10 protein-coding genes are annotated in these 14,706 nt (G+C 66.5%); 4 read left to right on the top strand and 6 right to left on the bottom strand.

From position 1 onward, the window contains the following. Positions 1 to 112: 112 nt before the first annotated feature. On the bottom strand, positions 113 to 634 hold the full coding sequence (locus FZ033_RS18900) for a hypothetical protein (RefSeq protein WP_149577627.1): 522 nt from the start codon (positions 632 to 634) through the stop codon (positions 113 to 115). 399 nt (positions 635 to 1,033) lie between these two features. Continuing rightward, on the bottom strand, positions 1,034 to 2,542 hold the full coding sequence (locus FZ033_RS18895; protein ID WP_149577626.1) for an APC family permease: 1,509 nt from the start codon (positions 2,540 to 2,542) through the stop codon (positions 1,034 to 1,036). Between the two features lie 697 nt (positions 2,543 to 3,239). On the opposite strand from FZ033_RS18895, the gene FZ033_RS18890 reads away from it, so the two are divergent. Both FZ033_RS18890 and FZ033_RS18885 read left to right on the top strand, forming a co-directional pair. After that, entirely contained in the window at positions 3,240 to 4,235 is a 996-nt protein-coding gene (locus tag FZ033_RS18890) for an exopolysaccharide biosynthesis protein (protein WP_149577625.1), read from the top strand. Positions 4,236 to 4,241: 6 nt separating this feature from the next. Next, a complete protein-coding gene (locus FZ033_RS18885) occupies positions 4,242 to 4,574 on the top strand; it encodes a hypothetical protein (RefSeq protein ID WP_149577624.1) in 333 nt (110 codons plus the stop codon). Between the two features lie 550 nt (positions 4,575 to 5,124). Here the strand turns inward: FZ033_RS18885 and FZ033_RS18880 are convergent. From FZ033_RS18880 to FZ033_RS18865, 4 genes are all read right to left on the bottom strand, one after another. Next, a complete protein-coding gene (locus FZ033_RS18880; protein WP_149577623.1) occupies positions 5,125 to 6,174 on the bottom strand; it encodes a sulfate/molybdate ABC transporter ATP-binding protein in 1,050 nt (349 codons plus the stop codon). After that, positions 6,171 to 7,067 carry a sulfate ABC transporter permease subunit CysW gene (gene cysW, locus FZ033_RS18875; protein ID WP_149577622.1) on the bottom strand — a complete coding sequence of 299 codons (897 nt, stop codon included), beginning with the start codon at positions 7,065 to 7,067 and terminating at the stop codon, positions 6,171 to 6,173. The genes FZ033_RS18880 and cysW overlap by 4 nt, the downstream gene beginning before the upstream one ends. Continuing rightward, positions 7,064 to 7,918 (bottom strand): sulfate ABC transporter permease subunit CysT, encoded by an 855-nt coding sequence (gene cysT / locus FZ033_RS18870; RefSeq protein ID WP_149577621.1) that lies wholly within the window; start codon positions 7,916 to 7,918, stop codon positions 7,064 to 7,066. The genes cysW and cysT overlap by 4 nt, the downstream gene beginning before the upstream one ends. 795 nt (positions 7,919 to 8,713) lie before the next feature. Further along, a complete protein-coding gene (locus FZ033_RS18865; RefSeq protein ID WP_149577620.1) occupies positions 8,714 to 11,224 on the bottom strand; it encodes a P-type ATPase in 2,511 nt (836 codons plus the stop codon). 457 nt (positions 11,225 to 11,681) lie between these two features. On the opposite strand from FZ033_RS18865, the gene FZ033_RS18860 reads away from it, so the two are divergent. Both FZ033_RS18860 and FZ033_RS18855 read left to right on the top strand, forming a co-directional pair. Beyond that, a complete protein-coding gene (locus FZ033_RS18860; protein ID WP_149577619.1) occupies positions 11,682 to 12,113 on the top strand; it encodes a hypothetical protein in 432 nt (143 codons plus the stop codon). 4 nt (positions 12,114 to 12,117) lie between these two features. Continuing rightward, the gene (locus tag FZ033_RS18855; protein WP_149577618.1) at positions 12,118 to 14,670 is read left to right on the top strand and encodes a heavy metal translocating P-type ATPase; all 2,553 of its coding nucleotides are present in this window, start codon (positions 12,118 to 12,120) and stop codon (positions 14,668 to 14,670) included. Positions 14,671 to 14,706: the final 36 nt, after the last annotated feature.

The raw sequence follows: 14,706 nt of genomic DNA, 5'->3' as shown, positions 1-14,706 counted from the left end.
GGTGCCATCCGAAGTCGGGGGCGAAAAGGGGTACCGCCCTCGAATAACGCGTACCGCCAAGCCGTCCGGCGCCAGAGACGCCGGACGGAAAGCGATGGCGCGACGCCCGGCCTCAGGCCTCGGTCGGCTCTTCGCCGGCGGCCGCAGCCTTCTTCGTGGCGCGCGGCTTCGCAGCGGCACGGACGGGCTTGGCCTTGACCGCCGGCCGCGCACGGCCGCGCTTCGCCTTCGGAGCGGGCGCTTCCTCTGCCGCGGCTTCCACCTCGACCGGAGCTTCCTCGGCTACGGCGACCTCGGCCTTCTTGCGGGACGACGGCTTGCGCGGCGGGGGAGCCTTCGGCGGATGAGCCGCATCGCGACCGGCTTCCGCGCCTTCCTCGAAGCCGCGACGCAGGGTGCTTTCCTCGGGGAGCAGTTCCTTCAGGAACACGGCACCGAAGACAACGCCATACGACACTCCGTAAGCCGCATTGTAGACCGCCGAGCCGAAGCCGTGCTGGACCTTCTTCGCCGCCACCTTGGCGGATGCGCTGGCGCTCGCGGCTGCTCCGCCAAGCGTGTCCGCTGCGGTCTCCAATGCCTCGCCGAGGGCAGAGAAGGGATCTGTATCGATGGCTTCAGCCTTGGTGCTCATGGATCGACCTGTCGTGTTATCTAGCCTCGGCACTCAGCGAGTGCCATCTCCATTTCGGACCACCTTCGAAACTTGGCTGAAGGCGGCCCGGCGAACCTTTGATCAGGAATTGTCGATTTCTCGATCGACACAAGATAACGCTATTTCATAGCGGCCTCTTCTGCAAAAACAAATTACACATTAGTTCCACATATTTAACCAAGATAATAGCAGAACCGCCGCGCGATCCTTCCAGCCGTCCGAAACGCTCAAGGTCTTGCACCTAATATCCCCTGGCTGGATTTCGGCTTGCTTCGGCTCTGCCCGAAGTGTGTCGCCCAACACCTTCGGACACACCGGCTCCCGCAGGCGAACGCCGGCGCGGAACGGCGGGCAGATCCCCGCCGCCGCATCCCGCCTCTACTCGATGGGGCGCTTTGGCACCGATACGGTAACCTTGGCCAGCTTCAGCTCGATGTCGTCGATGGCGTGGCGCAGGTTGGCGAGCAGGTCGGGCCGGCGCGCCCGCTGCAGCATCATCCATGCGAGCCCGATGCCCATATAGAGAATGAACAACAAGAACAGCAGGTTTTCCGGAAAGCCCTGCGGCGGGAACATCTCGCTCCCGGGGATGCCGATGGTGCTCAGCATGGGCAGCGCCATGAAGCCGATGGCCAGCACCGACCACACCACAGCGCCTCTCGTGAGCTTGCCGATGCTGCGCAGATAGCTCGGTGCCGCGAGGGAGATGAGGATGTAGGTGAGGAGGAAGCCGAAGCTGCACAGGGTGCCGAAATAGCCCTGGCTGTCGAACGGGCTCGCACCCGCCACATATAGCCCCGCCGGAAGCAGGAAGGTGACCAGCGCCGCCAGGAGCACCGCCGTATAGGGGGTGCGGTTCTTCTCGTGCGCCTCGCCGAGGACATCCATCATCAGGCCGTGCCGCGCCATGGAGAAGACGATGCGCGCGGTCGAGTTCACGCAGGCGAGGGTGCAGGCGAAGAAGCTGAGGAAGATGCCGATATTGATCAGCGTGCTCAGGAATCCCCGCCCCGAATCGCGGGCGAGCACGTCGAGCGGCGCCTCGGTGTTGCGCAGGCTCTCCGCCGATCCCTGGAAGCCGAGCACCACCACATACGACATGAAGATGAAGACGAGGCCCGAGAGCAGAACGCTCTGGGTGACCGAGCGCGGGATGGTGCGGAGCGGCTCCTTGGCCTCATGGCCGAGCGAGGTCGAGCTTTCGAAGCCCGAGAAGCCGAACACCACGAGCACGACGCCGGTGAGCACGCCACTGGGCGTGACCCCGCTGAGGGTGAGCTGCGCCGTGTCGATGGCAAAGCCCTTGTCGCTCCAGATCAGGATGCCGAGAATGAGGATGGCCGACAGCACCACCCCCTCGATCACCAGCATCGTCTTGGCCGACAACTGGATGTCGCGATAGGCCACGAGGCAGGCCCCGGTGGCGCCGATGGCAAACGACAGCAGGATCGGCAGGTGGATCCCCAGCGGCTCCAGCAGAACGTTGGCGAAGATGGCGAAGCCGCACAGGGTGGACATGCCCGTCATGATGTAGCCGAACAGGAGCGCCCAGCCGCCGAGCACGCCGGCCGTGGGCCCCAGGCCCTTGACGATGTAGCTGTAAAGCGAGCCGGGAGAAGCCGAGCGACGTGCGAACTGGTTGATGTTCAGGCTGACCAGGACCATGCCGACCATGCCGAACAGGAAGCTCAGCCACATGCCGTTGCCCGCTGACGCGAAGATCAGGCCGAAAATGGCGGCGGGCACAGTAGATGGCGCGATCACGGATACCGACTGGGCAAGAACCTCCGCGTAGGACAGGCAGTTCTGCTTGAGGCCGCCGCCATGCCCGCTAAATCCATTATTCGGATCGACCGAAGCTTCTCCAGGAGCACCCTGTGATTTCATTTCAGCTTTGACCTCCAACCAGTGAATAACTGCTCGGCGCCTGACCACGGGAACCGTGGTCGACGCTGGGAAAACAGGATCAAGGCCTGCGGCAGCGCCGGGGCGGCAGCAGCTCTCCAGGACCAGCGGAACTTGGAATTGACAGACGAAGCGGGGACTTTTAAAATCCACTAAGTCGATCAACTATCGTCACATAATGAGTCTTTGCCAAATGATGTCAACAGGATGACACCCACTTTCCCAGCCCGACGCATCGGCATCGAACGGCGCGCGAAATCCCATCGCGCGAGCACCAACCCGCGCTATTCCACAGCGCAAGTAGATCTGATGCGGAATTTGCCCGGGAATGATCGATCTCCAGTCCACGCAACAAAACACAGGATGTGTTTGTGTATTTATTGCTAGCCGGCTTAAATTTACTCTGAATTCTGGCATTTCGGTAGCGGCTTCACCCAGGCAGTGAAGATTTTTTTGGCTCCGGGACGCTGTGACAAAAGTGAGACGGGACGTGACTAACATCGCAGCGACCGAATCCGCTTCACCGAGCCGCAGCAGCCAGTATCGCGCCTCCATCGGGACATGGGAGCCTGGGTTGGAAACACCGAAGCAGACCGCGCGGCCGGCGACCGAAACCGGGCACGCAGGCAAATCCAGCGCAGGCCAATCCCGCAAGGCCACGGCGCCCCGCCCCGCCGCAATGCCCCCCAAGTCCGCCAAATCCGCCAAGCCAGCCACCAGGGGGACCCGATCCCGCAAGACCGATCAGGCGCATGTCTCCGGCGAGGCCGCCGGCGCGCGCCGGACAACCGGCGGCACTTCATCTGGAAGGCGGGCCGGCGAGCGCGCCCCGCAGCGCGTGACGACCTCCCGGTTGCTGCGCCAGATCCTGACCAAGAACCCGACGATGGAAACGTTCACCATCGAACACATCGTCGAATCCATGAGCGAAGGCGGGCTGGCCCAGCCGCTTCTGCTGTTCTCCGTGCCGGGAATGCTTCCGGTGCCGGAGACCTCGACCCTCACCGGCCTTCCCGCCAGCGCGATCGCCGGGCACATGATCATCGGGCGGCACAAAATCGAGCTGCCCCAGTTCATCCGCGAGCGCACGGTGCCGCGGCGTTCCCTGGCGGTGGCCATCCATTCGGTGCTCCCCGTTCTGGAGCGGCTCGAGAAGGCCACCAAGCGGCGCTGGCTGTGGGTGAGCCACCCCATCGCCCAGCGCATGCTCGGCGTGCTGCTGTTCGTGCTGGCGGTGACCGTCGCCTTCCCCCTCGTCGGCTTCACGCTGCCGCACGCGGCCGCCATGTTCACCATCACCCTCGGCGTGGCCGAGCAGGACGGCCTCGCCATCCTGCTTGGCGTGGCGGCCGGCATCGCGGCGCTGGTTCTCGTCAGCGGCCGCGACCTCACCTTTACCGCCCTGCGCACCAAGGCCTGGAAATGGATGCGGGGCCTGGCGCGGAAGTTCACCGGTTCGGTGCTGAAGAAGCTCGGCTTCAACTGGGCCAGCCTCATCGGCTTCGACTGGAGCCAATTGCTGCTGCTCTGGAACCCGGAGCGCAGCCGCGGTAAGGCTGCTGAAGTGAAGGGGGCCGGCCGGCGCAAAGCGCAGCCCTTGCCCTCTCCGGCTCCTGCGGTGGTTGGCACCGTGGCGCGCTCGCGGGCCCTGGCCCCCTCTCTTGTCCCGGTGTGATTCAAGATGAAGATGGAAAAAATCTACGAGTTCCCCATCGAAAAGCCGCTCACCGCCCAGCGGCGCAAGGCTGTCGAGAAATATATCTCCGCCCAGGCCGAACTCGCGGACCAGGAGCTTGTCTACAACTGGGACGAGGATGACAGTGGCATCCTCCACATCTCGGCTTCCCCTGTTGTGGTCCAGGTGCGCTTCCAGAAAAGCATCGTGGAGCTTCACGCTGCAGCCCCGCTCTGGGCGCGCCTGCTGTTCACGGAAAAGAAGAAGACCGAGCTGAAGCAGCAGATCGAAGCCCTGCTGTTTGAAGCGAAGTTCATCACAGCCCGCGCTGCCGGCTGAGGGTCCCTCGCTCGGGCCAAGGATCGGGACCCCAGGGACGGCGTCAGTTGCTCCCGGGGGCGGCGTGACGGTGCGCTGGGCTCCCTCCGCCACGAGCAAGGATTGCAGGAGAGGCGACAGCCCCTGCTCCGCCGCCAGCCACTCTGCATGGCCTCTGTTCAGCCAGCCTGCGATTAGGGCGGCGTGGCGGCTTCGGAAAGCCCGGCCTCCTCCCGCCAACACTCCTCCCGCGACTTTGGCTGCGTAAACTTCGGCGTCATAGCCCCTCTGGCCTGCGCGCCCTCCCCGCAAAACCGGGCCTAGGCAAAAAAAGCCCGATGGATCGTTTGGGATCCACCGGGCCAATTTACCCCCAGAGCAACACTCCACTGTCCCTGTAGCCCGCCAAAAAGGAGGCGGACTGCCGGGACCCACGGCGCCGGACCGAATCCGGCCCGGCATACCGTCTCTTCAGGGGAAGGCGTCCCGTTGCCTTCCCCTGCCAAACCGCCCTCGCCTCGTGCAAGTCCGAAGGTGGTTCAACTGTCGTGTGGCATCCCCGGCACCCGCTTTATGCGCGCGCGGAGAACACCTTGTAGCGGTGCGGCAGCAGCCCCACATGGGCGCCGACCTCGATCTGCTGATCGAGCGAGACCGAAGCCTCCACCACCAGCGGCTCGCCGGCAGCCGCGATCTGCACGTCGGCCCGGCGGATCGGGCCGAAGGTCCGCAGTGCCAGCACCTTGCCAGAGAAGGGCGCGCTTCCGGGCGGCGCCAGTTCCACCTCGTGCGGGCGGGCCAGGATGCGAGCCGGACCATCCGCGACACCCTGGGCATCGAGGCCGAGCGGCACGTCGCGCAGGAAGAGCGCGCCGCCCCGCGCCTCGCCAGGCAGCGCCACCGTCTCGCCGATGAAGTCGTGGACGAAGGCGGTGGCCGGGTTCTGGTAGACATCCGCCGGGGAGCCCACCTGCTCGATCTTGCCGCGCCCCATCACCACGACGCGGTCGGCCAGCTCCAGCGCTTCTTCCTGGTCGTGGGTGACGAGCACCGAGGTCACCGGCACTTCTTCGTGCAGGTGGCGCAGCCAGCGACGCAGCTCCTTGCGCACCTTGGCGTCGAGCGCGCCGAACGGCTCGTCGAGCAGGAGCACCTTCGGCGAGATGGCGAGGGCACGGGCAAGGGCGACGCGCTGGCGCTGGCCGCCCGAGAGCTGGGCGGGATAGCGCTCGGCGAGCCAGTCGATCTGGACGAGGTTCAACAGCTCGTTGACGCGCTCCTTGATCCGCGTCTCGGGCAGCTTGCTGGCACCACGGCGGACGCGCAGCCCGAAGGCGACGTTCTCGTACACCGAGAGATGCCGGAACAGGGCGTAATGCTGGAACACGAAGCCCACGTTGCGCTCGCGCACGGAGCGCGACAGCGCATCCTCGCCGTCGAAGCGGACCTCGCCGGCATCCGGCCAGTCGAGCCCGGCGATGATGCGCAGCAGCGTGGTCTTGCCCGAGCCGGATGGGCCGAGCAGTGCGATCAACTCGCCGCCATTGATATGCAGGCCCACATTGTCGAGGGCGGTGAAAGTCTTGAAGCGCTTGGTGACGCCAACGATGTCGATGCTCATTTCGGAGCTCCCTCAAGGCGATTTTCAAGGATGGTCTTGGCGACGAGGGTCACCAGGGCGAGAAGCGCCAGCAGCGAGGCGACCGCGAACGACGCGCCGAACTGGTACTCGTTGTAGAGGATCTCGATATGCAGCGGCATGGTGTTGGTCTCGCCGCGAATATGCCCGGAGACCACCGATACCGCGCCGAACTCGCCCATGGCGCGGGCGTTGGAAAGCAGCACGCCGTAGAGCAGCGCCCATTTCACGTTGGGCAGCGTCACGCGGAAGAAGGTCGACAGGCCCGACGCGCCGAGCGAGATGGCCGCCTCCTCCTCCGCCGTGCCCTGCTCCTGCATGAGCGGGATCAGTTCTCGCGCCACGAAGGGGAAAGTGACGAAGATGGTGGCAAGGACAATGCCCGGCGTCGCGAAGATGATCTGGATGTCGAGCGCCCGCACTGCCGGCCCAAGAAAGCCGTAGGCGCCGAACAGCAGCACGAACATCAGGCCGACCACCACCGGGGACACGGAGAATGGCAGGTCGATGAGCGTAATGAGCAGGCTCTTGCCGGGGAACTCGAACTTTGCGACCGCCCAGGCCGCCGCGAGGCCGAAGACGAGGTTCGTCACAACGCTGATGGCTGTGACCAGCAGCGTCAGCTTGATGGATGACCAGGTGTCCGGGGTGACCAGCGCCGCGAGATAGGCTTCCCAGCCGCGGCGGAAGGCTTCAACAAAGACGATGATCAGCGGCAGGCCGATGAACAGGCCAAGGAAGAGCAGCGCCAGCGCGATGAGCAGGTAGCGCACCAGTGGCGGCTCGGTGCGCACCGTCTTGCCCTTCCCGACGCGGACCTTGGGCAGGGTGCCGGCGATGGGCGGCGGTCCGAACGGAGCATCGGTTACGGTCATGCGGTTCTCCCGTGGCCTTCGGTCCAGCGCTGGAGCCAGTTGATGAGGATGAGCAGGAGGAAGGACGCGAGCAGCATCACCAGCGCGATGGCGGTGGCGTCGGCGTAGCGGAATTCCTCGAGGCGGATCACGATCAGCAGCGGCGCGATCTCGGAAATGCCCGGCAGGTTGCCGGCGATGAAGATGACCGAGCCGTACTCGCCCACCGCGCGGGCGAAGGCGAGGGCGAAGCCGGTGAGCACCGACGGACCGATGGAGGGCAGCACCACCCGCCAGATGGTTTGCCAGCGCGAGGCGCCGAGGCTGGCCGAGGCCTCCTCCAGCTCGGCATTGAGGTCGGCCAGCACCGGCTGCACCGTGCGCACCACGAAGGGCAGGCCGATGAAGATGAGCGCGACGAGAATGCCCAGCGGCGTGAAGGACACCTGGATGCCGAACGGCTTCAGCAGCGATCCCACCCAGCCGTTCTCGGCATAGATGGCCGTGAGCGCGATGCCCGCGACTGCGGTGGGCAACGCGAAGGGGATATCCACGATGGCGTCCACGACGCGCCGGAAGGGGAATTCGTACCGCACCAGCACCCAGACGACGATGAGCCCCAGGACGGCATTGATGAGCGCCGCGACGAGAGCGAGACCGAACGAGATCTGCAGCGCATGCAGCGTGCGCTCGGAGGTGATGACGGCGATGAAGCGCGCGAAGGTGAGTTCCGATGTCTTGATGAAAAGGCCAACGAGGGGCAGCAGCACGATCAGGCTCAGCCATGCCAGGGTCAGGCCGAGCGTAAGGCCAAACCCGGGAATGACTGTCCTTGGTCGAAGTGTTCTCAGGGAGACGGCTTGTGTTGACATGTCGGGGCATCCCGGCGGTAGGGAAATTGAGGGTGGCGGAAAAGGCCTGGTTCAGACGCTTTCGGGGGTGCCGCAGTCGCACAGGACGGCGCCGGGAAGCCGGGCGCGCCCGCTTCCACGCTCCGTGGACGCGGGGACCATCGGCCGCTCGTCAAAAACATGAGCGCCCTGCGAGCGCCCACGACGATGACGACACCGTGGATCCGGAGCGCCATGGAGCGCAGCAACGCCGAATCCATGAAAAGTCCGAGTTGAACGCCCGGGATATTCAATACACCGCTTGCCCGTGATCGGAATCTGGGGGCGCAAGACTGCTTCTGCGCCTGGCGGAAGCTGGCTCTGCTGCGAGCTCATGGAACCTCCATGCGTCAGAACCTTAGACGGCTCTGTGACCAACGATTGCATCGCATCCGGAGGGCGTCAACAATAAAACAATAATTTTGATAGAATAACTTTTATATACGATCGTCATCTGTATTTTGAACGCGCATTGATCCTGCGCGCCTTGAGGGCCGGATCCGGCCAGCTTGATCAGCTAGAGCGGATTATCCGTCTCTCACCTTCTGGCCAAAGTATGCATTGACCAATCAACTTGCCGCGCAAGTGGATTGGCGTGTACTCGGGGGATGCCGCAATGGCCTGATACTATGGTCTTAAGTCTTGGCGCCGATTGGCGCCGAGACGGCTGTGCTCAGGCGTTGTGCGGGCTCGCAGCCATTCACGCCGCATGTCACGGCGACAGCCGTCACCCGATGCCGCGGAACACGCCCGCGACCTGGGCCGCGGGGCGCACGCTCATTCTCCACCGCCGTCCCCGTCGGCCGCGTCGAATGCTTCGGGCGAGTCCGGCGCTTCCGGCAGGTCAAAACCGGGCAGGTCGAAGCCGGGAAGGTCCGGCACGTCGAACCCTTCGGGGCCGAAAGCCGGCTCCCCGCCGGCGACAGGCGATCCCGGCACGCCCGCCGCCACCTGCAGTGCGGCCAGCCGCGCCCAATGCCGGCCCAGGAGGACAGCGGTGATCGCGTTCGAGGCGAGCCCCACCTCGAAGCTGCCGAGGCCAGCCACAAGCGCCCCCGCCACGGCGGAGAGATTGGCGGCGTAGATGGCGCGGTAGTCGGTATCGATCCGGGCGCGGTGACCCGCGCCGATCTGCCAGAGGGCTGGCAATTGCGGAAGCCCGCCGTGGAGCAGGACCACGTCGGCGACATCCGTCGGAACCGAGCCGAGCCCGCCCACCGAGACGGAAACCATCGCTTCGGCCATGGCGGCCGCGCAGCGGCGGGAGGCGCCGTCGCCGACGAAGACCGTCCGCGCGCCGTAGGTCGCCACCACCGCGGCCTTTTCCTCGTCCCTCAGGCCGCCATGAACCATGGAGATCCCGACCCGGTTCGCCGCGGTTTCCGCCTGCGCCTGGGCGCGGCTCGACAAATAGACGATGCGGGCGTCAGGCCGACGCGTCCGCAGCGCGGCGATGACGGTGGTCGCGAGCAGGTCGCCGCGCGGCAAAAGTGTCACGGCACCGGCCACGACCCCGGCTCGGCGCACGACCAGGCGATGTTCGGCATCGCCGGCCTGCTCCGTGCGCCGCCGGCCGGTGCGCGGGGACGCAGGCTTTGGCGCCAGCAGGCTGGCCGGAAGGCGCCAGCCGGCATCGACCGCCCGTTCCGCTGTCGCCACGTCCACCCATGCCCCGTCGGCGGCGCGAAAGCGTGCAAGGCCAGCGGTGCGCGACAGCTTCTCAGCGGGGTTGGGGGCCACGTCGCGCTCGGCGCAGGCGCGCTGCAAAGCCTCCCCCGCCTCTCCGGCCTCGGCGCCGAAGCCCGCTGCCGCCAGCGCCAGCAGCGCATCCGGGGCGAGGCTGCCGGCGCACACCACGTCGGCCACCTCCAGCCGGCGCCGGTCGATGCCGACGCTGTCGTCGAAGATCAGCACGTCCGCCACGGCCAGCCGGTCGATCGCCGCCGGCGTGCGGAAAAAGATGCCCGACAGCAGGCCCGCGGCGACATCGTGCAGCGCGCCGAGCTGCGCGGCGAGGCGGGGCTCGGTGGCGAAATCGGGCCGCAGGAGGACCTGCGCCGGCCGGATCTGGCGGGTCAGCAGCAGGCTGGCAAAACCCAGGGCCAAGGCCGGGCGCGCGTTGCGCGTGGCGATGTGCTCGGCCGAGGCGGCGGAGGGAAGGCCGGAGAAGTGCGTCGTCGGCAGGCCGGCCGCGATGGTGGCGGACACCGTGCCGGCCCCCACGCGCTCGGCCCGGATGCGGATCTCGCCCGACAGGATCTCGGTTGCCGCAAGAACGCGGGTGCCCTGCACTGCGTCGGCGAGAGAGGGACGGCCGGTCAGGACGGTCTCGTCGACCGTGGCATGGCCCTCCGCCACCGTGCCGTCGACGGGGACGATCTCGCCCTCCCCGACGATGATGAGGTCGCCCGGCTGGACGGCGCTGATGTCGCGCAGGGCCGGCTTGCCATCGTCGCCGATGACGCGCACGGCGAGCACCCTCCGGCGGATCGGCCCGAACAGGCGCCGCTGGCTTCGGGTGAAGGCGAGGAAGGCCAGCCGCGGCCAGATCTGCAGCAGCAGCGCCATCACCGAGGTGTGGAACGGCAGCCCGCGCAGCAGCGTCAGGACGAGGCCGGTGGCATAGAGCGCCGGCAGGCCGACCTTCAGCTCCCGCAGTTCGCGCAGGGTCGCAATCACGTTCGGCAGGCCGTAGAGCGCAACGCCCAGCATGGCCACCGGCCGCAGGGCGGGAACGAGAAACTGCCCGGCATAGGCAACGCCCAGCAGGCTAGATGCGGCCAGAAGGCGGCCCCGCTGAAGCGGTGCATCGGCGCCATGGAGGACATAATCCCACGCGCGTTCAAGCTCGCGGACCACCTGCTCCAGGGCGATGACCTCCGGCCGGAACCGCACCGAAAGCTCGCCGAGGAAGGTGTTGACGCCGACCTTGTCGCAGCCGACCACGGTCGAGAGCCGCTCCCGGAGGCGGAACGCCACGTCGCGCCGCCGCAGCAGCGCCGGATGGAACAGGCGCACGCGGCCCGCCTCCGTCAGGCGGGCCTGCCAGTTGGTGAAGGCCTCGCCGACGCGATGAATGGTGACATGCTGGGCTTCGGGCCAGTCGAGATGGAGATCCACCAGCGGCTGCGCGCGCCCCTCGCCGCCCGAACGCGCCTGCACGCCGGTGCCGGCCCGAAGAACCCGGCTGAGCTGGCGCCAGATCTCCGGCGCCCGGTCCGTGCTGGCATAGCGGATGCGGCCGAAATGCTCGGCCCGGCGCAGCTCCACCGACGTGACGTCGAGCACCGAGAAGCTGCGCGCCAGAAATTCACGGATTAGATCTGGATTATCGTCACCGAAAAGGGCCGCACTCCAAATCGAAACGCCGTCTGATCGTGGAGCGATGCGCACAATAGTCCGATCCTGCATGACCGAGCGGCCCGATCGAAAGTGAAGCCGGCGGGAAGAACAGAAAATTTCTGTCGTATTCAGCCGGCCATATGATCTTTCTTACGATTTTTCTCTAACATCCGTATTCTCGGGGGGTCAAGCCGAGCCCCGGTGAGACAACACGTGCCGCTTCCAGATCGGGATCGCAGGCGCCTGCAACGGCGGCACCGAGACCGGCGCGCCCCAAAATAACATTTCAACTTTGTCGATTTGGTAATTCCATAAATTCACGCGAGATAGTTGACTTAAGCAGGGGTTTCCCCGAGCATGACACAAATCTGTCACTCGCCGTGCGGCGGGACTAAACGCCCGTATGATCGGCCCCGTATCACCGGATTTTCTCAAACCGATGTCGAAGCAAAAGCCAGGCGAGCCCGCACGCAAGCCCTCCCGCCGCAAGACTGTGTCCGAGCCGCGATTCGAGATCGAATACGAGACGCAGAGCCACGGCGAAGGCCTGTGGGCAAAGTTGCGCGCCGGGGCCGAACCAATCATCTCCGCGGCGCAGAATGCCCTTGGTAACGTCTACCTCGTGGCGGCCCGGTCCGTGCTTGATCGCGTCGAAACCTTCGAAGACAAGCGCGCGGAACAGACCGCGCTGCGGCGGCAGGCCGGCGTGGCGCAACCCCGTCCCGCCCCGGCCTCCAGGCTGATCGAGGGGCCGCCCGCCGATAAGCCTGCCAAGAAGCCCGCGTCGGCCCGCCGCCCGGCCCGTCGTAAGACCTCCCCCGGAACCGGTGCGTGACATTATGCCTGCCGCAAGATCCTCCCGTCCGAAGACCTCCGCCGCAAAATCCCGCTCCACCTCTGCCGCCGATATCCGGCGCGGCTCGACGCGCGCCCGGCCCGATCTCGACATCACCTTTCCCGGCCCCGGCCGCATCGCCCTGGCCAGCCGCGACCTGTTCGCCGACGCCCGGGGCGCCTTTGCCCGCCAGTTCATCGAGCGGGCCTTCACCAGTCCGGAAGTCCATCAGGTGGACATTGACGCCGGCCGGAACCGGGCGGAAATCTACTTCCGCGGCACCGGCGAGCCCGACCGTGCCATCGTGCAGCGCATCTCGCGCGCCCTCTCCCAGAACCGGGCGCGCTCCGACCGTTCACCGGCGCTGATCTTCCCCGACGACTTCGACCAGTCCCGCACGCCGCAGGTCAGGCTGTGCCGCCATGGCCAGCGCCTCTCCAGCTGGGCCGTGAAGCATGAGATCGAGGGCCGGATCCGGTTCCACAATCCGGCACTGTTCCGCCGCCCCGAGGTCGGCCAGGCGGTTGAGCGCGAGCTGATGAACGCGCTGGGCGTCGACCGCTATTCCTACAGCGAGGTCACGGCCACAGTCCTCATCCGCTACGACGCCCGCCAGATCCAGAAGCACCAGCTCATCGAGCTGCTGGACGACGCGCTGGTGAAGTCGCTGGACGCACCTGCCACCCCCGTCGATCTCGACCTGCCCATCTGCACCGCGTCGGCGGGCCTTGCCGCGGTCAGCACCTTCCTGGTGCCGGCGCTGGCGCCGGTGAGCGCGGCCGTCTTCCTGTGGTCCGTCATCCCGAGCTTCAAGAGCGCCTACGAGGTGCTGTTCAAGGAACGCCGGCTCGGCGTGGACGTGCTGGACGCCATCGTGGTCACGGTCTGCCTCCTGACCAACCAGGTGCTCGCGGGTACCGTCCTGTCGTGGACGCTCGCGGTGGCGCGCCGGCTGGTGAAGAAGACCGAGGACGATTCCAAGAAGATGCTCCTCAACGTCTTCGGCAAGCAGCCGCGCTTCGTGTGGCTGTACGTGGACGGCGTCGAGGTGGAGACCGCGCTGGAGAAGCTGCAGGTGGGCGACATCATCGTCGTGAACACCGGCGAGACCGTCCCCGTGGACGGCAAGGTGGTCCATGGCATGGCCATGATCGACCAGCACACGCTCACGGGCGAATCCGCGCCCGCCGAGAAGGTGGAGGGCGATGAAGTCTTCGCCTCCACCACCCTGGTGGCCGGCAAGATCCGCGTGTCGGTGACCAGCGCCGGCAACGACACCACCTCCGCGAAGCTCGCCCAGATCCTCACCGACACCGCCGGCTACAAGCTGAGGTCCCAGTCGCAGGGCGAGGAGCTGGCCGACAAGGCGGTGGTGCCCACCCTGGCGCTCGGCGCGCTCGGCCTTGCCACGCGGGGCATCAACAGCGCGGTCGCCATCGTCAATTGCGATCTCGGCACCGGCATCCGCATGGCCGCGCCCATCGGCATGCTCACCTCGCTGACCCTGTGTGCCGAGCACGGCATCCTGGTGAAGGACGGTCGCGCGCTGGAGCTGATCCGCAACGTCGACACCTTCCTGTTCGACAAGACCGGGACGCTCACCCGCGAGCGCCCCGAGGTGGGGCGCATCCTCACCTTCGGCGGGCACGGCGAGGACGAGATCCTGAAATGGGCGGCCGCCGCCGAGCGGAAGTTCAGCCACCCCATCGCCAAGGCCATCCTCGACAAGGCCCGCGCCCGGGGCCTCACCCTGCCGGACATCGACGATTCCAAATACCACGTGGGCTACGGCATCTCGGTGGTGGTGGACGGGCACACCGTGCGCGTCGGCAGCGCCCGCTTCATGAAGCACGAGGGCATCAAGCTGCCCCGCGAGATCGACCGCGAACTCAAGGCGGTGCACGACGATGGCAATTCGCTGGTCCTCGTGGGCGTGGACGACGCCCTCGGCGGCGCCATCGAGCTGCGCGCGGCGGAACGTCCCGAAGCCGCAGCGGTGATCGCCGGCCTCAGGGCGCGGGGCGCCAAGCACCTCGCCATCATCTCCGGCGACCATGAGCAGCCCACCCGCAAGCTCGCGGAGAAGCTGGGCATGGACCGCTACTTCGCCGAGGTGCTGCCGCAGGACAAGGCGGCCTACGTGGAACTTCTGCAGAAGGAAGGCCGCACGGTCTGCTTCATCGGCGATGGCGTGAACGATTCCATCGCGCTGAAGAAGGCCAATGTCTCCATCTCCCTGCGCGGCGCCTCCAGCATCGCCACCGACACCGCCCAGGTGGTGTTCATGGAAGACAGCCTGACCAAGCTGCTGCAGCTGCGCGATGTCTCGGAAGAGCTTCAGAGCAACATCGACCGCAGCTGGGGCCTGATCCTGGTGCCCAACATCATCTGCATCGGCGGCGCCTTCTTCGGCGGGTTCGGGGTGATGCACTCCATGGTGTTCAACCAGATCGGCGGCCTGCTCGCCCTCGGCAACGGCCTCCTGCCCCTGCGCAAGGTGGCCAAGGTGCGGGCCGAGAAGGACCTGCGCGCCCACCTCAAGACCCGGCACGACTGACGGTCGGGGCCCCTGCTTCACAGGTGAGGCGGCCGC

The organism is Xanthobacter oligotrophicus, assembly GCF_008364685.1.
Lineage (GTDB): Bacteria > Pseudomonadota > Alphaproteobacteria > Rhizobiales > Xanthobacteraceae > Xanthobacter > Xanthobacter oligotrophicus.
This window is presented reverse-complemented; position numbering and strand designations above follow the sequence as displayed.